Genomic DNA, 23,548 nt, shown 5'->3' with positions numbered 1-23,548 from the left:
GGATGTGAGGAGCTATGAAAGTATCACACATGACGACAAGCGCTTTCTGGAAGGGTGAATCAGGAGTCAGAGCAGTCGTAGAAGATCAAGGAATTGAATATAAGGCGAGTCTTCATATCAAGGGTAGTCAGGCAATTGACTACTCTTGTTCCTGCGCACAGGGGAATTCCTACCGTGGCATGTGTTCCCACTGCCAGGCTCTTCTCCAAGCATATAAAGAGCAAGAGACAGAGAATCAGGGCAGGATTGTGACTACCTCCCAACAAGCTAGGGCAATGATAAGAGAATACACCAATCGTGAGGTTTCCCGCATTATGAGCGAGGGAGAAGGCGATCAGGTCAAGCTTTTTGTTGCAATGAGAGCAAACCGCAGAGAGATAAAGCTTGAGTTTAAGCTGGGTAAGGACCGTCTTTACGTGTTAAAGGATCTTTCTGCCTTTGTAAGGGCAGTGGCAAGCGGCACATATGTAGAATACGGAAAGAATTTGGCTTTTCATCACAGCATCCAGGCATTTCAAAAGGATAGCCAGCCACTGCTTGAATTTGTTATGGAGGTAATATATACCTACTTAGAACATTACGAGCAGTTTCAGAAAACTTCTTTTTCGGCGAGTCCCGTTATGCGCTTTTTGACCTTGAGTCGCACGAGTATGGACCGCTTCTTTGAACTTATGAAAGGAAGCTTTTTGGAAATAGAGGATCACAAAGGTCTAAGCCGTCAGGTTGCGGTTACGGACCGGTCTCCCGAATTAACGGTAACCGTCAGACGTAGAGGTAGAGAAGGGGTATTGGTATCAATCTCCAAAGATTTAATGGTACTGGAAGGGGAACGGTATTTGTATTTTGCAGATTCCCAGTATTTATATTGCTGCGACCCAAAATGTAGTGAGGCACTTTTGATATTCTTTAAGCAGATGACGGAGGGGTTCGGCGCCACCTATGAGATCGAGGTGAACAATAAGGATATGCCTCTGTTTTATGAACGAGTACTTAAAAGAATTGCTGCATATTGCACCATTGATTCCGGTAATCTGGATTTAGAAGCATTTAAGCCAGAAGAGCTTAAGGCTCGTTTTGAATTTGATTCCGAGGGTCCAAACAGCTTGGTATTAAAGCCAACTCTTTCCTATGGAGATTACTCGTTTCAGCCGGTAGAGGATGAACGACTTCCCCGAACGGTCTGCAGGGATGTACCTGGAGAATTTAGGATTAGCCAACTTATAACCAAATATTTTAAATATAAGGAGCATGAATCCTCTCTTCCTGCAATACGAGGGGATGAGGAGTCTGTTTACAACCTGCTGACAGAGGGAATCTCGGAATTCATGGCCTATGGAGAGGTCTTTTTTTCAGAATCCTTCAAAAAGTTAAAGATACTTCCTCCTCCCAAAATATCGGTAGGCATCCGAAGTGTTGGCAACTGGCTGGAGCTAAATGTTGATACAGAAGGATTATCAGGATCTGAGCTAAACAAGCTACTGGCTGAATATAGTAGAAAAAAGAAGTATTATCGTCTTAAGAATGGAGAGTTTATCAATCTTGATGACAATGGACTTCTTTCTGTTGCAAGACTGGTCCAGGATCTGGCTGTATCCGTTTCGGATTTAGAAAACAAGACATTTCGCTTGCCAGCCTATAGAGCCCTCTATTTAGATGGTATTTTAAAAGAGGGTAGCAGCATAACTCTTTACCGGGATCAGCTTTACAAAGCAGTGGTTCGCGGGATGAAATCGGTGGAGGACAGCGATTTTGAGATTCCAGCAAAACTTAATCCTATTTTGCGGGGATATCAAAAGACTGGCTACCGGTGGCTTCGTACCTTAGATCATTATGGCTTTGGAGGCATACTTGCTGATGATATGGGTCTTGGTAAGACCATCCAGGTCATAACTCTGCTTTTGGATGAGAAAGAAAAGGAAGAGCCCGCTGTTTCTTTGATTGTTTGTCCGGCCTCTCTCGTGTATAACTGGGAAAATGAGATTCACACGTTTGCACCTGATCTTAAAGTTCTGACAGTAGCAGGAATGGCGGCTGAGAGAGAAGAACTTCTTGCAACATCAGAAGGATATGATGTGTTGGTTACTTCTTATGATCTTTTAAAAAGGGATTCGGAACTTTATGAAGGCAAATCCTTCCGTTTTCAGATCATTGATGAGGCACAGTATATTAAAAATGCCTCAACGCAGAGTGCCAAGGCGGTAAAAGGTATTGATGCCCGCCGCAAGTTTGCGCTTACTGGAACTCCGATTGAGAACCGTTTGTCTGAACTCTGGAGTATGTTCGATTATCTTATGCCTGGCTTCTTATTCAGTTATCAGAGATTTAAAAAAGAGTATGAACTTCCTATTGTCAAGGACCAGGAGAGGCAGGCACTGGAAAAACTACACCGTCTGATCGGGCCATTTATACTTCGCAGATTAAAAAAAGACGTACTAAAGGAATTGCCGGATAAACTGGAAACTGTGGTTTATTCTGCTTTTGATAAAAAACAAAAGGAAATCTACACGGCCAATGCTTACCAACTGAAAAAGGAACTGGAGAATTCGGAGGGAAGGCAGGGAAGAGACAACATCCAGATTCTCGCTCAGCTTACAAGGCTCAGGCAGATCTGCTGTGATCCACATCTTTGTTATCACGATTACAGCGGAGAGTCGGCAAAGCTTGAAACCTGTATTGATCTTGTGAAAAATGGAGTAGAAGGGGGACACAAGATTCTCCTCTTCTCTCAGTTTACATCCATGCTTGAAATCATTAGCCAAAGGCTTAAAAAAGAGGGACTGATCTATTATATACTCACAGGCTCAACGTCCAAAGAGGAACGCATTCGCATGGTTAACTCTTTTAAGGAAGATGAGATCCCTCTGTTTTTGATTTCTTTAAAAGCAGGAGGAACAGGTCTTAATCTAACTGCGGCAGACATGGTAATACACTTTGATCCATGGTGGAATGTGGCTGCTCAAAATCAGGCGACAGACCGGGCTCACAGAATCGGTCAGGAAAAACAAGTGTCTGTGTTTAAGCTCATTACCAAAGGTACCATTGAAGAGAATATCTTAAAACTACAAGATTCCAAAAAGGATCTTGCAGAGCAGATCATCACAGAGGGAACCGTATCCCTGAGCAATCTAAGCAGGGAAGACTTATTGGGTTTATTAAATGAATGAAAGGATGGAGTGGTTATGAATGTATTGCTGATCAATGGAAGTCCACACAAAGAAGGTTGTACCAACCGGGCACTGAGGGAAGTGTCTGAATCTCTAAACAAAGAAGGCATAAAGACTGAAATCCTCCATATAGGAAATAAGGCGATTCATGGCTGTATTGCATGCGGAAAATGCGCGACCACTGGCAGATGTATATTTGGGGATGATCTGGTCAACGAAATTTTAGAAAAGGTGGATCAGATAGATGGGCTGGTGGTAGGTTCACCGGTTTATTATGCTTCTGCAAATGGTTCTCTGTTTTCTTTGCTGGACCGTTTGTTTTTTGCGGGAAGAGATTTTGCATTTAAGCCGGCTGCAGCAGTTGTATCTGCGCGCCGGGCTGGAACTACATCTACCTTCGATGCGCTTAATAAATATTTCACCATATCCCAGATGCCTGTAGTTTCGTCCCGTTATTGGAACATGGTACACGGAAAAACCCCTCAGGATGTAGAGCAGGATTTGGAAGGACTTCAGGTCATGAGAATCCTTGGGAGAAATATGGCATGGATGCTAAAATGTATGGAAGCCGGAAAAGCCGCAGGAATCAGTCTTCCCGAACAAGAAGAAAAGATGTGGACTAATTTTATTGACTAAAAGAATAAAATCCTCTTTACTTTTTCCTCTTGTGGTGTATAATTAAAAAGCACTAGATGTTGTGTTTGTAAAATTGTGTATACAAAATATAGAAGAGGTTAAGGTGACAGGAATGATTAAGGTTCAAAAGCGTGATGGCAGAATGGCGGACTATGATAGGGCAAAGATCATTAAAGCGATACGAAAGGCAAATGCGGAAGTAGAGCCTTCTGAGCGAGCTGAAGATGACATGATTAACGCGATTCTGGACTATGTGGAAGACCATTCAGATGATGTGATCAGTGTTGAGACCATACAAGATATGATCGAAAGCAGCCTTGTTGAAAGGAATAAATACACCCTTTCGAAGAAGTATATCATATACCGTTACCAAAGAGCGCTCCTTAGAAAAGCGAATACTACCGATGAGTCTATTTTAAAACTGATCAAGAATGAGAACAAAGAACTTGCAGAAGAAAATTCCAATAAAAATACAATTTTGGCATCGACTCAGAGAGATTATATCGCAGGAGAAGTTTCTAGAGATTTAACAAAAAGAATGCTTCTTCCCGAGAGAATATCACTTGCTCATGAACAGGGATCCATTCATTTTCATGATGCAGATTATTTCGTGCAGCCGATTTTTAACTGCTGTCTGATTAATATAGGAGACATGCTAGATAACGGAACTGTGATGAATGAAAAGATGATTGAAAGCCCTAAGAGTTTTCAGGTCGCATGTACTGTAATGACTCAGATTATTGCTGCTGTTGCTAGCAATCAATACGGTGGTCAGTCAGTAGACATCCGTCATCTTGGTAAATATTTAAGAAAGAGCAATAATAAATTCCGTAAGCAGATCAAAGAAGAGTTTGGCGATATGGTTTCAAAAGAGGTCGTAGAGAAGATGGCTGCTATCCGCCTTCGAGATGAATTAAGATCTGGCGTGCAGACCATACAGTATCAGATTAACACCTTAATGACAACCAATGGTCAGGCACCATTTGTTACTCTGTTTTTATGTCTGGATGACCAGGATGAGTACATAGAAGAAAATGCATTGATTGTGGAAGAAGTTCTTCGTCAAAGGCTGGAAGGGATTAAGAATGAGGCAGGGGTATATGTAACTCCAGCTTTTCCGAAACTTATATATGTACTGGATGAAAGCAACTGCTTAAAAGGTGGCAGATACGATCATATAACAAAGCTTGCGGTAAAGTGTTCCTCCAAGCGCATGTACCCAGATTATATCTCTGCTAAGAAAATGAGAGAATATTACGAAGGAAATGTATTTAGCTGTATGGGATGCCGAAGCTTTTTATCTCCATGGAAAGATGAAAACGGCGATTATAAGTTTGAAGGACGATTCAACCAGGGCGTGGTGAGCTTAAATCTGCCACAGCTTGGAATTCTTTCAAATGGGGAAGAAGAGACATTCTGGAATCTACTGGAGGACCGTCTGGCCCTGGCTTATGAAGCTCTTATGTGCAGACACAAATCCTTAGAAGGGACTCTTTCCGATGTTAGCCCGATTCATTGGCAATATGGTGCGATCGCAAGGCTTAAAAAAGGTGAGACCATAGATAAGCTGTTACTTGATGGGTATTCTACCATTTCACTTGGATATATCGGACTTTACGAGACAACCAAGCTTATGAAAGGAAAGAGTCATACGACGAAAGAGGGAGAAGACTTTGCCCTTCGTATTATGAATCATCTGCGTGAAACCGTGGATCGTTGGAAAGATGAGTCCGGACTTGGTTTTGGTCTTTATGGTACCCCTGCGGAATCTCTTTGCTACCGGTTTGCTAAAATTGACCGGGAACGTTTTGGAATTATTCCGGATGTAACGGACAAGGGATACTATACCAACTCATATCATGTGGATGTGAGAGAGAATATTGATGCCTTTACTAAATTCACCTTTGAAAGTCAGTTCCAGAAGATCTCCTCTGGTGGCTCTATCTCTTACGTAGAAGTGCCCAATATGGCTCATAACCTGGAAGCCATGGAAGACGTGGTTAAGTTTATCTATGACAACATTCAGTATGCGGAATTTAATACAAAATCCGATTATTGTCAGGCGTGCGGATTCGATGGAGAAATCATCATTAACGAAGATATGGAATGGGAATGTCCTCAGTGCCATAATAAGGATAAAAATCGCATGAATGTAACCAGAAGAACTTGTGGTTATCTAGGAGAAAATTTCTGGAATACCGGTAAGACAAAAGAAATAAAATCAAGAGTTCTTCATCTGTAGGAGGTAGGTTATGAAATACGCCACCATAAAACCTACGGATGTGGCTAACGGACCGGGAATAAGAGTTTCTTTGTTCGTAAGCGGCTGTACCCACTACTGTGAGGGCTGCTTTAATGCAGAGGCATGGGACTTTCAATATGGTCAGGAATTTACAGACGAGACCATAGAAACCATACTTGGATATCTGGATCACACCTATATTACAGGTTTCACTCTTTTGGGAGGAGAGCCTATGCATCCAGAAAACCAAAAGGCCCTTGTACCCCTTGTGGAAAAGATAAAAAAACGTTTTCCGGAAAAGACCATCTGGTGTTATACTGGGTATGATTTTGATAGGGATATCACAGGGGATATGAATTTACGTCTGCCAGAGACAAATAGACTGCTTTCTTGTTTTGATGTCATGGTAGACGGGAAATTCCAACTGGAGAATAAAGATTTAAAGCTACGCTTTAAAGGATCATCCAATCAAAGAATAATCAAAGTTTCAGAATCCCTTTCATTGGGGGAAATAGTGTTGTGGGAATAAAAGCAGGACGTGCTACCGAGGGCCAGAAGGCCAGGAAGTACGTCCTGCTTTTTATAAGTTATAAAGTCATTTATTTTGAAATATTGTTTCTCTATTTAAAGGAAATCGAGAAAAGGATATTTGATATTGCCGACAGATCCTGCGTATCTCTATAATACCGATGATAAGAGCCATTAAACCGGTAGCGGTATTGCTGATTGCCATAACAATTCCTAAGCTAACGCTTCCAAGGTTCGTAAAATTTTGTAAAAGCCAGAGAATGGGGACTCGGAATATAAATACTCGGCAGAAGTTGATAGTAAGAGTGATTTTAGTTTTTCCAAATCCATACAAAAGGGCGAGTACGGAAGAGTTAATCCCAAGAGGAATGGCACCGTATGCTTCATAGCGGTAGATGGAAGCTATCATGTTACCAAATTCCACGTCATCTCCTGCAAACAATCCGCTGATCTGCTTTAGAAACAATAAAGATAAGGACATGAGTACAGCGCCAAGCATAATATTAATGAGCAAGATACAGCCAAAGGCCTTAATTGCACGTTTTGGTTTTCCTGCGCCCATGCTCTGGCTGATGATGGCAGAACCTCCTTCCTGAAATCCCATCTGAGGCATAGTGGTAATGCCGCCGATGTTGTTGGATATCCCCAGGGCACCTACTGTTAAGGCATTATATATCGTGCTCATAGAATTTATGATAACCTTTCCAAAAGAGAAAGCCACTTTTTCTATCATAACCGGAATGGAAAGGACAATCATGGGCTTTGTAACGACAGCTTTTAAACTGATGCTGCGAATAGAAAATCCAAAGGCATTATCCTTCTGATTCAGATTCACGATGGCTGCTGCCAGAAGAAGGCATTGGGATATAATAGTTGCGATAGAAATCATATTAATTCCCCCATGCAATACGTATACAAACAATGCGGTCAAGGACAGCTTAACGGCAATAACGCCCATGTTAAGTTGCAAGATTCTTTTGGAATTTCCTCTGGCCCGTTCAATCGACATGTAGACATTGTTAAAAAAACTGATTACCATGCCAACCAGTTCCAAGCGAAAATACTGAGTTCCTTCTGAAATAAAACTCTCAGGGGTGCGAGCAAGCTTAAGAAACTGAGGGGCGGCAGGAATAAGGATCAGCAAGATGACTGCGCCTAGTATGCCGCACATGGCAAACAGACTACTAACCCGTTTTTTCACTAGTTCAAAATCTCCGGCTCCATATGCCTCGCTGATCTTTAGACTGGAACCAATGGCTAGGCCGCCTCCTAAAGCAGATAAGGTCATGTTAATTTGGGATAAGTAGGCAACCGCTGAAACAGAAGTTGCACTGATATGAGCTGCCATCATAGCGTCAAATATTTTAAAAAGCTGGTTTAGGCTCTGATATAAGGCCAGAGGGGCACCCACGTAAAGGACGACTTTCCATATGTTATCGTTTAATGCAAAATGACGGAATTTTTCATCCTTGGCGGATAAAGTTGCTTTGGGTGACATGTTTTTTCTCCTTTTGTACAATCTAATCTTATGTGTAAATAAGCATAAATCATATAAGTAGTAAAAGATACGAATAAAATGCCATATTTGATCAGAACTACAGGAAATTTGTCATTTTGGAATTCCAAGTTCCCATTAAATAAGAAGTGTGGTATATTAAACTACTGAAAGGCTGGTGATACAAATGATAAAAGAATGGGTTAGGGGACAAGTGTCAGAGTCGGTGCCTACCGCATTACTTCTTACGCTTTCCGGTGGCTTTCAGGATGCCTACACATATTATTTCCGAGATAAGGTCTTTGCCAATGCACAAACTGGAAATATTGTGATCATGGGATATCATATCATGGATGGGGACTGGAACACGGCCTTTCGGTATCTGTTACCAGTTCTGGCCTTTGTGACCGGAATCTATGTTTCAGAAACAATACGCGGGCTTTTTAAAGAATATAAACACATTCACTGGAGGCAGGTGGTTATATTAATCGAGATACTGATGCTGTTTTCTGTAGGTTTTTTTCCTCATTCTATGGATACAGTCGCCAATATTACCATTTCCTTTGTCTGCGCCATGCAGGTACAGACCTTTCGAAAGATCAAAGGAAATGCTTATGCAAGCACCATGTGCATCGGAAATTTAAGAAGTGCTACGGAGATGCTTTACCATTACCGCCAAACAAAGGACAAAGAAAGTCTGGAAAAAAGTATCCATTATTATGGAATTATTTTATTCTTTGCCATAGGAGCGGCGGCTGGTTGTTATTTGACTCCGTTTTTTGCTGAAAAAACCATCTGGTTTTCTAGTGGCTTGTTGATTGTCGCGTTTCTGCTCATGTTTGTAGAAGGAAAAGAAAATGTAGGTTAACTGGATTTTATCCGGCATTGTATCTAGGTTTGTATTTCCATACTGCCAAATTTATGGTAAAATAAACCATAATAGTGAGAGGGCTGGGTCGAAGTATGGCAGAGAATCATAATAAAACAGAGAAAACCAAATATCGTCTGGCAGATTCTGTAAAGGAGTGCATGAAAACAAGACATGTGGATAAAATCACGGTCCAAAACATTGTTGACGGATGTGGGATGACTAGGCAAACATTTTATCGGAATTTTAAGGACAAGTATGATCTGATAAACTGGTATTTTGATAAGCTAGTTTTAGAATCCTTTGCCCAAATCGGGGTAGATAAGACGGTGTGTCAAAGTCTATGTGAGAAATTTGAGTTCATCAAAAAAGAACAAATTTTCTTTACAGAGGCATTTCGTTCTGATGATTATAATTCTTTAAAGGAACATGATTTTGAGCTGATTATGAGCTTTTATACAGAGCTTGTGACTCGAAAAAGGAAGGAACCCCTTTCCAAAGACATACAATTTCTTTTAGAGATGTACTGCCAGGGATCCGTTTATATGACGGTTAAATGGGTTTTATCTGGCATGAAGCAAACTCCAAGAGAGATGGCACAGAGCTTAACTGAGGCTATGCCTCCCGGACTAAAAACTGTATTTGCCGAAGCGGGGCTAGTATAATTATTGGAATAATAGACAGAAGAAAAGTTACAATCCTGATATAATGTAACATATGTTACATTATATCAGGATTGTAACTTTATTTTTTTGCCATATTTTGTTAAAATAATAACAGAAATACTAGACGTTTGTAAAGGGAAAACAGTAAAAAGGAGAGATAATCATGGTAAGCAGAATTGTATTAAATGAGACATCCTATCACGGTGCCGGGGCTATTTTGGAGATCCCAGGAGAGGTGAAAAAAAGAGGTTTTAAAAAAGCATTTGTTTCTTCTGATCCAGATTTAATTAAATTCCATGTTACTTCTAAGGTTACTAAAATTCTGGAAGACAACGGAATGGATTATGAAATTTTTTCTGATATCAAGCCAAATCCCACCATTGAGAATGTGATAAGTGGAGTGGAAGCATATAAAAAGTCAGGAGCCGATTATATTATTGCCATTGGCGGAGGTTCCTCTATAGATACTTCAAAAGCAATTGGCATTATCGTCGCAAATCCAGAGTTTTCCGATGTAAGAAGTCTGGAGGGAGTGGCCCCTACCAAAAACCCAAGTGTACCAATGATTGCTGTGCCAACCACCGCAGGTACTGCAGCGGAAGTTACCATCAACTACGTTATTACGGATGTAGAGAAAAAACGTAAATTTGTATGTGTGGATCCTCATGATATTCCTGTAGTTGCCGTTGTAGATCCAGATATGATGGCCACTATGCCAAAGGGGTTAACTGCAGCGACTGGTATGGATGCTTTGACTCATGCGATTGAAGGTTATCTTACAAAGGGTGCCAATCCTATTACAGATATGTTTAATTTAAAAGCCGTAGAGTTGATTGCAAACAGCTTAAGAGGTGCCGTGGAAAATTCATCTGAGGGCAGAGAAGGAATGGCATTGGGCCAGTACATCACAGGCATGGGATTTTCCAATTGCGGCCTTGGTATTGTGCATTCCATGGCCCACGCACTGGGAGCGGTATATGATACTCCCCACGGTGTTGGAAATGCCATTTTGCTGCCAACGGTTATGGCATTTAATGCCAGTGAAACAGGTGAGAAATACCGGGATATCGCAAAGGCGATGGGAGTGAAACATACGAAAAGCATGACCAGCGAGGAGTATCGAGATGCAGCAGTTGAGGCCGTGAGACAGCTCTCCTCTGACGTGGGAATTCCTGCTGATCTAAAGGATATCGTGAAAGAGGAAGATGTTAAATTCCTTGCAGAATCAGCAGTGGCAGATGCCTGTGCTCCCGGAAACCCAAGGGAAGCCAGCCTAGAAGATATCATTAGCCTCTATCAATCACTCATGTAAAGAAGTGTTTGTTCTTAGCCTTTCCTGGACCAAAGGAACTACTTATTCACAGGCTTTTATAGGAATATAAATAGGAGTCCAATCATGGCGTTTCAGCCAATGAATTGGGCTCTTTTTTCTTCTAGATATAAACAAATATTAAGGAAAAATTGGATGCAAAAATGAAGTTCAAATGATATGATTGAGGGAAAATAAAAGCTGTATGTAGAGTAACCCGAAAGGCGATCGACAAATGAGCAATTCAAAGAATGATTTTACACAAGGAAATATAGTTGGTAACATATTGAAATTGGCAATTCCTATGACATTGGCTCAGCTTATTAACGTTCTTTACAGCATCATAGACAGAATATTTATAGGGAGAATCCCTGATAATGCAACACTGGCACTGACTGGCCTGGGACTTTGCCTTCCTATTACGTCAATTGTAATGGCGTTTGCAAATTTGTTTGGCATGGGTGGTGCACCTCTATGCTCCATTGAACGGGGAAGAGGAAATGAAGAGGAAGCAGAGAAAATCATGGGAAATTCCTTTGTTCTTATGCTTGCTTTTGGTGTCATACTCACCGTACTTGGCCTGATCTTTAAAAAACCACTTCTTTATATGTTTGGGGCTAGCGATGTTACTTATCCATATGCGGCTCAATATGCAGAAATTTATCTTCTGGGAACTATATTTGTTATGGTAGGTCTTGGTATGAACAGCTTTATTAATTCCCAGGGATTTGGAACTGTCGGAATGATGACAGTGCTTATGGGAGCGGTTGTCAATATCATTTTAGATCCTATCTTTATTTTTACCCTTGATATGGGGGTTAGAGGTGCTGCCCTTGCTACTGTAATCGCCCAATTTCTTTCTGCTGTTTGGACGGTTAGATTTCTAACAGGGAAGAAAGCAATATTAAAGCTAAAGTATTCCTGCTTCCGGTTGGATAAGTACCGGGTCAGGAGTATAATGAGTCTTGGTATGTCTGGATTTACAATGGCAGTCACCAATAGCGTAGTACAAGTCATGTACAACGTATCTCTTCAGCAGTATGGAGGAGATCTATATGTAGGTGTCATGACCATCATCAATTCCATACGTGAAGTTATTTCTATGCCAGTCAGGGGAATAACCAACAGTGCCCAACCAGTGATGGGGTATAACTATGGAGCATCGGAATATGGAAGAGTCAAACGGGCCATTGTATTTACTTCGGTAATCCCTATTATCTATACGACGGCAGTCTGGGGGCTGATTCATGGCTATCCAGAATTTTTTATCCGTATTTTCAATCATGATCCTGAAGTGATTCAGGCAGGAGTCCCTGCCATGCGTATTTATTACTTTGGTTTCTTTTTTATGTCTCTGCAGTTTGCTGGTCAATCCATATTTGTAGCGTTAGGCAAAGCCAAGCAAGCGGTGTTCTTTTCGATTTTTAGAAAAGTCATTATTGTGGCTCCGTTAATTATACTACTCCCCATACTTCTTTCCAATGGAACTTCAGGAGTCTTTATGGCCGAGCCAATATCCAATGTTATCGGAGGCGGAGCTTGCTTTTTAACCATGTTTTTTACTGTTTGGAGAGAGCTTGACAGAAAAATGAAACAGAAACAAACGGTAACTGGATCATTGTAGGGGCTGGATTGACTTATATAACTTAGGGTTATACTTTTGATTCCATTTCGATAGAGCATATGCCCTGAAATTCCTTGACAGTCTGCGCTTTTTGGAACATAATGATAAACAATTATAAAACTGACAGATATGCCGGTAAGGGAGAGGAAGAGAGTAACATGCAGAATATCAGAATCGAGAAAACAACTTGCCCCAAGGAAAAACCAGGCAATGACAATCCTTTAACATTTGGCACTATTTTTACGGATCACATGTTTGAAATGGATTACGAAGTAGGAAAAGGCTGGTATGATCCAAGAGTTGTACCATACCATAAGCTTGAGATGGAGCCGTCCTGTATGGTCTTTCATTACGGGCAAGAGATGTTTGAGGGATTAAAAGCTTATAAGACAGAAGATGAAAGAGTACTGCTGTTTCGCCCGGATAAAAATATTGAGCGTGCCAACCGAAGCAACAGTCGTCTTTGCATTCCAGAAATTCCGGAAGATGTATTTCTAGATGCTTTAAAGGCAGTGGTAAATGTTGATCAGGATTGGATTCCGACAAAACCAGGAACCTCTCTTTATATCAGACCATTCGTGATCGCTACCGATCCATTTTTGGGCGTTAGACCTTCCTATACCTATAAGTTCATGATCATATTATCTCCCGTAGGTGCTTATTACGCAAGTGGCCTCAATCCTGTTAAAATATGGATTGAAGATGAATATGTAAGAGCAGTAAAGGGCGGAATTGGTGAGGCAAAGACAGGTGGAAACTATGTAGCCTCCCTTGCTTCCCAGGTAAAAGCTCATGACGAAGGTTATTCTCAGGTTCTTTGGCTAGATGGTGTTCACCGCAAATACATTGAAGAAGTTGGAGCCATGAACATATTTTTTAAGATTAATGGAGTGGTAGTAACCCCTGATTTAAATGGCAGCATCCTTCCAGGTGTAACTAGAAATTCCGTAATTTCTCTCTGCAAAGAGTGGGGCATTCCGGTTGAGGAAAGACAAATTTCAGTTGATGAAATAGTAAAAGCTGGGAAGAATGGTACCATGGAGGAATGTTTTGGAACGGGTACGGCAGCCGTTATTTCACCAGTTGGAGAACTTCGTTTTGGAGACGACAGAATGCCAATTGGCGGAGGTAAAATCGGAGAGCTGACACAGAAATTCTACGATACCATTACCGGAATTCAGCTGGGAGAGATAAGCGGACCAGAAGGCTGGATCGTTGAAGTAAAATAAATCCATAAAAACTTATCCGGTGGGGCATTTTGCACCACCGGAATCTTTTGGGGAAATACTTGCAAAAAGGATGTTACGTATGGCAGCAGTGATTACAAAAGCGGTTGCGTTTGTTGCAATTATTATAATTGGCTATCTGCTTAAAAGAGCAGGTTTTTTTGAAGCCAAAGACTTTTATTTAATTTCCAGAATCGTCATTAAAATTACCCTTCCGGCAGCCATTATTTCTAATTTTAGCAAGATAACGATGGAAACATCTTTGTTATTTATCTGTATAATCGGAATTTTGTGTAATATAATGACCATAGTAGCAGGTTATGTCATGAACTTAAAACGGGGAAAAGAAGACAAAGCCTTTGCAATGCTCAATATGTCAGGATACAATGTGGGTAATTTTACTATGCCTTTCGTCCAAAGCTTCTTAAGTCCGGTGGGGTTTGCAGTCACGAGTCTTTTCGATGCAGGCAATTCTGTTATGTGCACAGGTCTTACCTATTCTTTAGCGGGAATGGTAATCGGTGAAGATGGAAAACCTTCACTACTTAAGATGATAAAAAAACTTTTTTCCTCTGTACCTTTTGATACTTATGTCATTATGACGATTTTGAGCATATTAAATATTAAGCTGCCTGCTATCATTATCAGCCTTTCTGATACAGCGGGAGGAGCCAATGCTTTTCTGGCGTTATTGATGCTTGGTATTGGATTTGAAATACGTATGGAAAAAGAAAAATTAGCTAAAATTATTCAGATTCTTAGTGGCCGGTATTTGATAGCAATTCTCGTATCCGTGGCATTTTATTTCTTGGCTCCCTTCGACATCGAGATACGCCGGGCTCTTGCTATTGTAAGCCTTGGTCCTGTATCGTCTGTGGCACCTGCTTTTACGGGAGCATTAAAGGGTGATGTGGGAACTGCGAGTGCGATTAACTCTCTGTCTATCGTCATCAGTATCGTTGCAATTACAATTGCTCTGATTGTACTGTTATAAGAAATTTTATCATGTATCTTGACAAAATGCTTAACCATGCTATAATCAAAACATAGAAAACAATATTGGAAACGCGTTGAAAAGAACAGTATCATTGCAGGAAAGTCCAGAGAGAAGCATATTTGGTGAAAGTGCTTTACAGGAATGTAATGAGAAAACCATCTTGGAGCGTCCCTTAATCGGGAACGGTGATTCCGTTATCATCAAATGAAGTGGTTTGGACATTATTGTCCCCTCAATCTAGGGTGGAACCGCGATTTATTATGATTAAATCGTCCCTTTCTGTATGGAAACATATGGGAAGGGACTTTTTTTATTTATTAGATTATGAACAAAGCAAAGGAGAGTAGGGCAAATGAAGATTACATTAAAAGATGGTTCAATCAAAGAATACGCAAATGAAATGTCAGTGATCGAGATCGCATCTGATATCAGCGAAGGCCTGGCTAGAAATGCCTGTGCAGGCGAAATAGATGGAAAGGTTGTAGATTTAAGGACAGTTATAACAACCGACTGCAATTTAAGTATTTTAACTGTAAATGATCCGGCAGGACTTTCTGCATACCGTCATACAGCAAGTCACATTTTAGCTCAGGCAGTTAAGAGACTTTACCCTGAAGCAAAACTTGCCATTGGGCCAGCAATTGAAAATGGTTATTACTATGATTTTGACATTCCTTCTTTTTCAAGAGAAGATCTTGATAAAATAGAAGCAGAGATGAAGAAGATTATTAAAGAAGGGGAAAAGATTGAACGCTATACCCTTAAAAGAGAAGACGCTATCAAATTCATGGAAGAAAAAGGTGAGCCTTATAAGGTGGAACTGATTCAGGATCTTCCAGAAGGCGAGGAGATTTCCTTCTACCGCCAAGGCGATTTTACTGATCTGTGCGCAGGTCCTCACCTGATGAGTACAAAGTCAATTAAAGCCTTTAAGTTGACTTCCTCCTCTGGCGCTTACTGGAGAGGCAGTGAAAAAAATGCCATGCTCACACGTATCTACGGAACTGCTTTTTCAAAGAAGGAAGAGTTAAACGAGTACCTGGAGTATTTAGCTAACATTAAGAACCGTGACCACAATAAGCTGGGAAGGGATCTTGAGCTTTTCGCTACCGTTGATGTTATTGGCCAGGGTCTACCTCTTATGATGCCAAAGGGCGCAAAGATCATTCAGACACTACAAAGATGGATTGAAGATGAAGAAGAGAAGCGTGGCTATATGAGAACAAAGACTCCTCTTATGGCTAAGAAAGATTTATATGTTATTTCTGATCACTGGGATCACTATAAAGAAGGCATGTTTGTTTTAGGTGATGAGGAAAAGGATGATGAAGTATTTGCTCTTCGTCCTATGACATGTCCATTCCAGTATTATGTATACAAACAAAGTCAAAAATCCTATCGTGACCTTCCTTGTAGATACGGTGAAACTTCAACGTTGTTCCGTAACGAAGATTCTGGAGAGATGCATGGACTAACACGTGTCCGCCAGTTTACGATTTCAGAAGGTCATCTGATCGTTCGTCCGGATCAGATTGAAGAAGAGTTCAAAGGTTGTGTGGATTTAGCAAAATACTGTCTTTCAACTCTTGGTCTTGAAGGAGATGTAACATATCAGATGTCCAAGTGGGATCCAGATAAAGCGGATCACTATATGGGAAATGCAGAGATGTGGGATGAAGTTCAGGATATGATGCGTAAGATTTTAGATCATATCGGAATTGAATACACAGAAGCAGTAGGAGAAGCTGCATTCTACGGCCCTAAGCTTGATATCCAGGCGAAGAATGTGTACGGTAAGGAAGATACAATGATTACCATCCAGCTTGATATGTTCCTTGCAGAGCGGTTCGATATGAGCTACGTTGATAAGGATGGAACAAAGAAACGTCCATTTATCATTCATAGAACATCAATTGGATGTTATGAAAGAACTCTTGCTTGGCTAATTGAAAAATATGAGGCCGCATTCCCTACTTGGTTATGTCCAGAGCAGGTACGTGTACTTCCTATTTCTGAGAAATATCAAGATTACGCAAAGAAGGTTGTTTCTCAATTGAAAGACAATGGAATTTTGGCAACGATTGATGAGCGTGCTGAAAAAATTGGTTATAAGATTCGTGAGGCCCGTTTATCAAAGATTCCTTATATGCTGGTTGTAGGCCAGAAGGAAGAAGAGGAAGGCGTAGTATCCGTCCGCAGTCGCTTTAACGGAGACGAGGGACAGCGTCCATTGGCAGATTTTATGGATGATATCAGCCGTGAAATTCGTACAAAAGAAATTAAAAAAGTAAATGTGGTTGAAGAAGCAAAATAAACAATTTGTTATAAAAGGGAATGGGAAAGGAGATTATTCGTGAGAATAGTTTCCTTCCCCATTGCACATACTACTTCCTGAAAGAAAATCTCAATAAGAATGCCAGGAGGAAATATGCTATGACAAAACTAGATTGTAATGTGACGAATTGTCTCCACAACTCTGACAATTTCTGTTGTAAATCTGCTATTATTGTAGAAGGGTCTCAGGCAAAAGATACCTACGATACCTGCTGTGGCAGCTTTGATGAAAACAAGGATGGTTCCTTCCGCAACCTGTTCAAAACCCCAGAAAGCCGTCTAGAGGTAGATTGTGAAGCTGTAAATTGTACCTATAATGAAGGACGCCATTGTTCAGCAGAACATATTGGCATAGCAGGAGATGGAGCAAGTCAGTCGGAGCATACTGAGTGTGCCACATTTAAAACTCGATAAAAAAGAAAAAAAGATGCGATAGGAATAGCTGCCGGCGCATCTTTTTTTGATTAATTAAAAGCATTATACTAGATTATATGTATTGCATTAGTTGTAGAAGCGTTGCATTAGTTATAGAAGCGTTGCATTAGTTATAGAAGCATTACAAAGGTTCCTGCCGTGATAAGCAATATTCCTATTAGTTTATGTAAGGTTATTTGTTCGTGAAGAATTAAAAATGCCAAAAGAATGGTGAGAACAAGGCTGAATTTGTCAACCGGAACCACCTTAGAAGCCTCGCCGATTTGGAGTGCTTTATAATAGCAGAGCCAGGAAGCTCCCGTAGCAAGTCCGGACAAGATTAAGAAAATCCAACTTTTCCTACTGATCGCTGAAATTCCACTTGTACCGCCAGTAAGAAATACGATTCCCCATGCCATGACTACGACCACTAAAGTTCTGATCGCAGTAGCTAGATTTGAGTTAACTTGCTGGATCCCTAGTTTTGCCAGAATAGAAGTAAGAGCGGCAAAGATAGAAGAGAGGATTGCGAAAATAAACCACATAGTAGTATCTCCTTTTCATTATTTACACATACTAGATGGTAGCTTTTTGTGAGACGTATTTCAAGCATATTTTCTTTCACACAAAGCAAATGAAAAAAACATTGACAAAAGGTCGGTTTTATTGTATTATGATATAAGTTGTGGAAACAACAGACAGGAAAGTAGGTATCCGCCTCACCACGGCACGAGTAAGTGTCCCTGGTTCATAGCCTTTGATACATAGGTGTACTGTGTAGAGACTTTGGTGGTGGATAGCGTTGTCTATCTACTTTTTTTTATGCCTATTGGCAAGCAATGTGAATCCGACCAACACACACTATATTATGGAGGTGCACGACTATTAGCGATTTAATGATTAATGAACAGATCAGAGATAAAGAGATTCTGTTGATTGGTGAAAACGGAGAAAAATTGGGAATTATGGCAACCATAGATGCGATGCAACTTGCAAAAGAAGCAGAGCTTGACTTGGTTAAGATTGCTCCGACCGCGAAACCACCTGTTTGTAAGATAATTGACTATGGAAAATATCGTTACGAGCTGGCAAGAAAAGACAAAGAAGCTAAAAAGAAACAGAAGGTAATCGAAATGAAAGAAGTTCGTTTATCTCCTAATATTGATACAAACGATTTGAACACAAAGATGGGCGCCGCAAGGAAGTTCCTCGAAAAGGGAGATAAAGTTAAGGTAACCTTACGTTTCAGAGGTCGTGAGATGGCACACATGTCAAAATCTAGATATATTTTAGAGGATTTCGCTGAGAAGTTGTCTGATATCGCTACAATTGACAAACCGTCTAAAGTGGAAGGAAGAAGCATGGTTATGTTTTTATCCGCAAAACGCTAATAAAACATTATCAAGGAGGAAAATACAATGCCTAAATTAAAAACAAGCAAATCAGCTGCAAAGCGCTTTAAAGTTACAGGAACAGGAAAGCTTGTAAGAAACAAAGCTTACAAATCTCACATCTTAACTAAGAAATCAACTAAGAGAAAAAGAAACCTTAGAAAAGATATTGTTACAGACGCAACTAACGCAAAAGTAATGAAAAAAATCTTACCATATCTATAAGATTTTAAGTTAAGAAGGAGGAAAAACCGATGGCAAGAATTAAAGGCGGTATGAACGCTAAGAAAAAACATAATAGAGTGTTAAAAATGGCTAAAGGCTACAGAGGCGCTCGTTCCAAACAGTATAGAGTAGCAAAACAGTCCGTAATGAGAGCATTAACTAGCTCCTATGCAGGCAGAAAAGAAAGAAAGAGACAGTTCAGACAGTTATGGATTGCTCGTATTAATGCAGCAGCTCGTATCAATGGCGTATCCTATAGTGTATTTATGCACGGATTAAAGATCGCTGGCGTAGATTTGAATAGAAAATTATTAGCTGACATGGCTGTTAATGACGCAGCAGGCTTTGCAAAGTTAGCAGAACTTGCAAAATCTAAAGTGGCTTAATCTTATATATTGACCTCGGAAACCTCGTGTTTACGAGGTTTTTTTGTCGTCTTAAAATGGGTAGAAATGAGTGAAGTTTGATTTGCAATATAGGGGCAATTCACATATGTTATAAACGCCGTTAAATTACACCAAGGACTTAGATGCTTTGGTTGGCTTTAACTGATTGAGTAGCTGAAGTAGGGTAAATGGATATCCCTCAATAATTAATATCTCTATTACCGAAATACACGCCTTTCTTAATCGGAGATATGATAAAACCAATAATTATACCCAGTAAAAAAACCGTAAACATACTTAGAGGGCAACATTCGAATTTAAGGAAATTTTTCATGGAAACCTACTTTCTTTAAGTGATAGTAATAATCAAACTTTTTCCGATGGGTGACAATACAATTATAAGCTTTGATATGATTCTCCTGTGGTGTTGCGAAAACAAGAAAATGAACTCTCGATTAAGGGGTCTATTGGGTTTGTTGACAAAATCATTTTTAATAGATATAATGTGTGTCACAGGAGGTGCCGGAATGAAAAAGTACTTATATAATAAAAATATTGAAAATAATAAACATTCCATTTCTGTTTTCGATAAATAAATTTCTATCAAAGGATAACTATATAATATAACAATATATAGGGGTAGAAATTATTTTATCTCAATACAGAAAGGATTTTTTAAAATGAATAATAATGTTGTTAGTCGATTAGATTCTTCAGGAGTAAGCAGGGCAGTGGGGAAATATACTCACATAACAAAAATAGAGCCTCATGCAGCATTTTACACTTTTTCTGGACAAGTTGGAGCAGATATAGATGGTAACTTCCCGGATGAATTCAATCAACAGGTAAACAATACATTTTTAAATATATCTAATCTATTAAAGAGCATAGATTTAACACCAGATCATGTCGTTAAGGTTAATATATGGTCAACAGAAACGATTGACTGGGATTACTTTTATAACGTATATGATGACTTCTTTGGTGATCCCTCCCCTTCAATGACTATTGCATATGTAAATGCATTAGGATTAGAAGAGATAAAGTTAGAAATTGAAATATGGGCGGCAAAATAATTTGATTCCTTATATATAGATAAAAATATTCTATTATAATAAGATGTAGTCGCTGTTTTAAAAAGTATTTAGTAGATCTCAAACTGTGACGCCAACCTGTTTGTTTTTCTCCTTTTAGGGAACGCCTATCGACTAAGGTTCGATAGGTGTTTTTCTTACTTAAATCGTGTAAGTGTAAAGAAATAAGGAGGGGTGCAATGTTTGGATTTTCAAGTATTATTTTACTAATTATAGCAATCGTAGTAGTGGCAGTTATTGTAATAACGATTCATAATAAGAACAATTGAGAGGTCATTAACGGCGTCTCTTTCTTATTCGGACAAATCCGATTGAGTTCCGATGCGCTTGACATGATAAGAAGCTCAAGCAGAGATAAGGTTATGAAATATATTTAAAGTATCTTGGAAACATAAAAAACGTGATACTTATGCCAATTCATAACTGACTTCATTTATGGCGCCCTTCATAGTAGTTATGGGATCGTGTCCGAAAAGCCAATCTTTATGAATTTCTTTTGGTAAGATTACTGGCATCCGGTCGTGGATAAATGAGATTCCTGACCAGGCTGGACGCGTCAGAACAACATAATAGGAAATCCCTGTATTTAAGTCTGTCTTAGACAGCCCTGCCATCCATACGGGGTCTTTATTTGAATTCATAAAAGCATATTTTACTTTCTTATCTCCACGTTTCTCCCATTCATAATACCAGCTAGCTGGTATCAGACAACGCCCCTCAATAAATGGACGCCGGAACATATTTTTGTCTGCGGCCGTTTCGCTTCGGGCATTAATTATTTCACCTTTCCCATCAAACTTTGGAAAGCCCCAGCGCATTGTCGTTATGGTTCCTGCCGGAGATAATACCGGGGCAATATTGGTTGGATATATTTCGCCGCCCTTGATAGCTGTATTTCTCTCAACTTCAGCTAAAATAGAACGTAATTCTGCATTATCAATCTCTATATAGTATCTACCACACATGATATCTGATTGCCTTTCTCTACATATTATAATTCCCCAATCCAAGATATGAATTGGCTTATTTTTGTTGTTTGATTCATGTTACATGATCATAGTACCATAATCAAATTACATTTAACAACATAAAAGTTTGATTTCGTGTAAATCGTGCTCATGACTCTCTCATATATATTTTTGTGTTGAATGAAAATATAGTAAAATGTTTTATATATGCCAGTTATTGCAGGTTTAGTAAGAAATGGCAGAGATGATTTTGTTGCATTTGCAATAATAATAATATATAATAAAAAATATAGAATTGCACTAGGATCAGGAGATTAAATAATGGCAGAAATTTTAAGAGAAATCGGGATGATATCCAGAGCTCTGGATTCTATAAGCAATATAGAATTTAAGGAACTTGATTTAACCAAGGGTCAATATTTATATCTTGTCCGAATTTGTGAAAACCCAAGCATAATTCAGGAAAAATTAGCTGATTTAATAAAAGTTGACCGGGCCACCGCAGCACGTGCAATCAGAAAGCTTGAGATCAATGGATTCATTGTAAGAAAGAATGATGAAGAGAATAAAAAAATCAAGAAACTTTATCCAACGAATAAAGGTTTAAATGCCTTTCCTTTTATTATCCGGGAGAATACACATTCTAACCAGGTTGCATTAGGTGGATTTACACAAGAAGAAACAGAAATGTTCTATCAGCTATTGTGCAGAGCCAGAAGGAATATTGAAGTAGACTGGAAAAATGTGAAAAAAGGAAAAAAGAGAGTATATTAATATTTTAATCAAGGAGCAGCAAATTACTATGGCGATAAGTATAAAAAAGATCAACCATGAAAATTTAGATGAACTTAAAGAAATAGGCATAGAAACATTCGTAGATACATTTAAATCTCAGAATTCACCTGAAAACATAAAAAACTATATTGATAAAGCGTTTCGTACAGAGAAGCTTAAAGAAGAATTAGCTAATGAATTTTCGGATTTTTATTTTATCTGTTACAATAACGAAACTGCAGGATATTTGAAGATTAATACAGATGATTCCCAAACTGAAAGAATGGGTGACGAGGCATTTGAAATTGAACGGATTTATATAAGGACTAAATATCAAAGAAAAAAGCTTGGAGAACATTTGATTCATAAAGCTTTCGAGGTAGCCAAGAGTCTTAATAAGAGATGTATATGGCTTGGAGTGTGGGAGGAGAATCACAATGCACTAGCATTTTATAAAAGAATGGGATTTATCCCAAGTGGTGCCCATTCTTTTAGCATGGGAGAGGAGAAGCAGACGGATATAATTATGATTAAAACATTAGTATAATTAACATGAGGATATATGGTCATGGAATTATAAAAATAGAAGATAAGTGTGCGAGAACTATGTTGCATATGTTACATAGAAATATCGTTCTGCGTAGGAAGACAAAGTTAATTATGAATCCTAAATGCTATAATATCAGAAGATGGCAACATAAAAAGACGGCATTAAAGATTTGATGACCGTCTTTTTTTGAATTCATGATATTCTTTTTACTCTCAGCATAAAAATGTAAATTGGCTAAATTCTGATCATCGGCATATAATTAAACGGATTTTTCTGTAAATTAATGTGCTGATGTAAATTTTAGACCTATAATACCCACTAATAGCATGATGACAAAACAACCTCTTGCCAGAGTCATTGACTCGTTGAAAATAAGTACTCCAACAATGGTGGCTCCGATTGCTCCAATTCCGGTCCATATTGCATAGGCAGTACCTAAAGGCAATACTTTAGTTGCCTGCGATAAAAAGAAGAAACTAATTATCATTCCCACAATAGTACCAACGGTAAATCCTACTTTACTGAAGCCATCGGATAGCTTTAGTAAAGTAGCCCATAATACTTCAAAAATACCTGCAATAAACAAAAATACCCAAGCCATTTTTATATCCTCCTATAAATGAAAAAACACTCAAATATCATGTCTTCAATGGCCTAA

22 protein-coding genes and 1 other annotated feature are annotated in these 23,548 nt (G+C 39.3%); of the genes, 18 read left to right on the top strand and 4 right to left on the bottom strand.

All coding sequences use genetic code 11. The features are described 5' to 3' along the window. The first annotated feature begins 14 nt into the window (after positions 1–14). The 4 genes from BET01_RS19830 to nrdG all read left to right on the top strand — a co-directional run bounded on the left by BET01_RS19830 (position 15) and on the right by nrdG (position 6,571). Positions 15–3,164: a DEAD/DEAH box helicase gene (locus tag BET01_RS19830; RefSeq protein ID WP_120198605.1), complete on the top strand. Its 3,150-nt coding sequence runs from the start codon at positions 15–17 to the stop codon at positions 3,162–3,164. A 15-nt stretch (positions 3,165–3,179) separates the two neighbouring features. Next, positions 3,180–3,800: a flavodoxin family protein gene (locus BET01_RS19825; protein WP_120198604.1), complete on the top strand. Its 621-nt coding sequence runs from the start codon at positions 3,180–3,182 to the stop codon at positions 3,798–3,800. A 112-nt stretch (positions 3,801–3,912) separates the two neighbouring features. Then, positions 3,913–6,042 carry an anaerobic ribonucleoside-triphosphate reductase gene (gene nrdD / locus BET01_RS19820; protein WP_120198699.1) on the top strand — a complete coding sequence of 710 codons (2,130 nt, stop codon included), beginning with the start codon at positions 3,913–3,915 and terminating at the stop codon, positions 6,040–6,042. Positions 6,043–6,052: 10 nt separating this feature from the next. Further along, positions 6,053–6,571, top strand: a complete 519-nt coding sequence (gene nrdG / locus BET01_RS19815) for an anaerobic ribonucleoside-triphosphate reductase activating protein (RefSeq protein WP_120198603.1) — start codon at positions 6,053–6,055, stop codon at positions 6,569–6,571. A gap of 66 nt (positions 6,572–6,637) precedes the next feature. Here nrdG and BET01_RS19810 read toward each other — a convergent pair whose 3' ends face one another. Then, positions 6,638–8,068: an MATE family efflux transporter gene (locus BET01_RS19810; protein WP_120198602.1), complete on the bottom strand. Its 1,431-nt coding sequence runs from the start codon at positions 8,066–8,068 to the stop codon at positions 6,638–6,640. A gap of 184 nt (positions 8,069–8,252) precedes the next feature. Between BET01_RS19810 and BET01_RS19805 the strand changes: the two genes are divergently transcribed. From BET01_RS19805 to BET01_RS19770, 8 genes are all read left to right on the top strand, one after another. Then, positions 8,253–8,933: a YoaK family protein gene (locus BET01_RS19805; RefSeq protein WP_120198601.1), complete on the top strand. Its 681-nt coding sequence runs from the start codon at positions 8,253–8,255 to the stop codon at positions 8,931–8,933. 95 nt (positions 8,934–9,028) lie between these two features. Then, on the top strand, positions 9,029–9,598 hold the full coding sequence (locus BET01_RS19800) for a TetR/AcrR family transcriptional regulator C-terminal domain-containing protein (protein WP_120198600.1): 570 nt from the start codon (positions 9,029–9,031) through the stop codon (positions 9,596–9,598). 163 nt (positions 9,599–9,761) lie between these two features. Beyond that, the gene (gene fucO / locus BET01_RS19795; protein WP_120198599.1) at positions 9,762–10,910 is read left to right on the top strand and encodes a lactaldehyde reductase; all 1,149 of its coding nucleotides are present in this window, start codon (positions 9,762–9,764) and stop codon (positions 10,908–10,910) included. Between the two features lie 232 nt (positions 10,911–11,142). Beyond that, entirely contained in the window at positions 11,143–12,531 is a 1,389-nt protein-coding gene (locus tag BET01_RS19790; RefSeq protein WP_120198598.1) for an MATE family efflux transporter, read from the top strand. 158 nt (positions 12,532–12,689) lie between these two features. Next, positions 12,690–13,760, top strand: coding sequence for a branched-chain amino acid aminotransferase (locus BET01_RS19785; protein ID WP_120198597.1), 1,071 nt, complete (start codon positions 12,690–12,692; stop codon positions 13,758–13,760). A 79-nt stretch (positions 13,761–13,839) separates the two neighbouring features. Beyond that, entirely contained in the window at positions 13,840–14,751 is a 912-nt protein-coding gene (locus BET01_RS19780) for an AEC family transporter (RefSeq protein ID WP_120198596.1), read from the top strand. 67 nt (positions 14,752–14,818) lie between these two features. Continuing rightward, positions 14,819–15,034 (top strand) — a binding site (T-box leader). Positions 15,035–15,106: 72 nt separating this feature from the next. Continuing rightward, on the top strand, positions 15,107–17,068 hold the full coding sequence (gene thrS, locus BET01_RS19775) for a threonine--tRNA ligase (RefSeq protein ID WP_120198595.1): 1,962 nt from the start codon (positions 15,107–15,109) through the stop codon (positions 17,066–17,068). A 119-nt stretch (positions 17,069–17,187) separates the two neighbouring features. Next, a complete protein-coding gene (locus BET01_RS19770) occupies positions 17,188–17,502 on the top strand; it encodes a DUF1540 domain-containing protein (protein WP_120198594.1) in 315 nt (104 codons plus the stop codon). A gap of 131 nt (positions 17,503–17,633) precedes the next feature. On the opposite strand, the gene BET01_RS19765 is transcribed toward BET01_RS19770, so the two are convergent. Beyond that, positions 17,634–18,047: an EamA family transporter gene (locus tag BET01_RS19765; RefSeq protein ID WP_120198593.1), complete on the bottom strand. Its 414-nt coding sequence runs from the start codon at positions 18,045–18,047 to the stop codon at positions 17,634–17,636. A 351-nt stretch (positions 18,048–18,398) separates the two neighbouring features. Between BET01_RS19765 and infC the strand changes: the two genes are divergently transcribed. The 4 genes from infC to BET01_RS19745 all read left to right on the top strand — a co-directional run bounded on the left by infC (position 18,399) and on the right by BET01_RS19745 (position 20,580). Further along, a complete protein-coding gene (gene infC / locus BET01_RS19760; protein WP_120198592.1) occupies positions 18,399–18,893 on the top strand; it encodes a translation initiation factor IF-3 in 495 nt (164 codons plus the stop codon). Positions 18,894–18,920: 27 nt separating this feature from the next. Then, positions 18,921–19,118: a 50S ribosomal protein L35 gene (gene rpmI, locus BET01_RS19755; RefSeq protein WP_013272956.1), complete on the top strand. Its 198-nt coding sequence runs from the start codon at positions 18,921–18,923 to the stop codon at positions 19,116–19,118. 29 nt (positions 19,119–19,147) lie between these two features. Further along, entirely contained in the window at positions 19,148–19,504 is a 357-nt protein-coding gene (gene rplT, locus BET01_RS19750) for a 50S ribosomal protein L20 (protein ID WP_120198591.1), read from the top strand. Between the two features lie 680 nt (positions 19,505–20,184). After that, on the top strand, positions 20,185–20,580 hold the full coding sequence (locus BET01_RS19745; RefSeq protein ID WP_120198590.1) for a RidA family protein: 396 nt from the start codon (positions 20,185–20,187) through the stop codon (positions 20,578–20,580). A 425-nt stretch (positions 20,581–21,005) separates the two neighbouring features. Here the strand turns inward: BET01_RS19745 and BET01_RS19740 are convergent, their stop codons facing one another. Beyond that, the gene (locus BET01_RS19740) at positions 21,006–21,563 is read right to left on the bottom strand and encodes an SOS response-associated peptidase (RefSeq protein WP_120198589.1); all 558 of its coding nucleotides are present in this window, start codon (positions 21,561–21,563) and stop codon (positions 21,006–21,008) included. A 324-nt stretch (positions 21,564–21,887) separates the two neighbouring features. Between BET01_RS19740 and BET01_RS19735 the strand changes: the two genes are divergently transcribed. Then, positions 21,888–22,340 (top strand): MarR family winged helix-turn-helix transcriptional regulator, encoded by a 453-nt coding sequence (locus tag BET01_RS19735; protein WP_120198588.1) that lies wholly within the window; start codon positions 21,888–21,890, stop codon positions 22,338–22,340. 28 nt (positions 22,341–22,368) lie between these two features. After that, positions 22,369–22,887, top strand: a complete 519-nt coding sequence (locus BET01_RS19730) for a GNAT family N-acetyltransferase (protein ID WP_120198587.1) — start codon at positions 22,369–22,371, stop codon at positions 22,885–22,887. Between the two features lie 283 nt (positions 22,888–23,170). Here the strand turns inward: BET01_RS19730 and BET01_RS19725 are convergent, their stop codons facing one another. Further along, entirely contained in the window at positions 23,171–23,491 is a 321-nt protein-coding gene (locus tag BET01_RS19725; protein WP_120198586.1) for a DMT family transporter, read from the bottom strand. Between the last annotated feature and the right edge of the window lie 57 nt (positions 23,492–23,548).

Origin of the sequence: Lacrimispora algidixylanolytica (assembly GCF_003609635.1) — a bacterium.
Lineage (GTDB): Bacteria > Bacillota > Clostridia > Lachnospirales > Lachnospiraceae > Lacrimispora > Lacrimispora algidixylanolytica.
The sequence above is the reverse complement of the archived record's forward strand: the minus strand, read 5'-3'. Positions and strand labels throughout refer to the sequence as shown.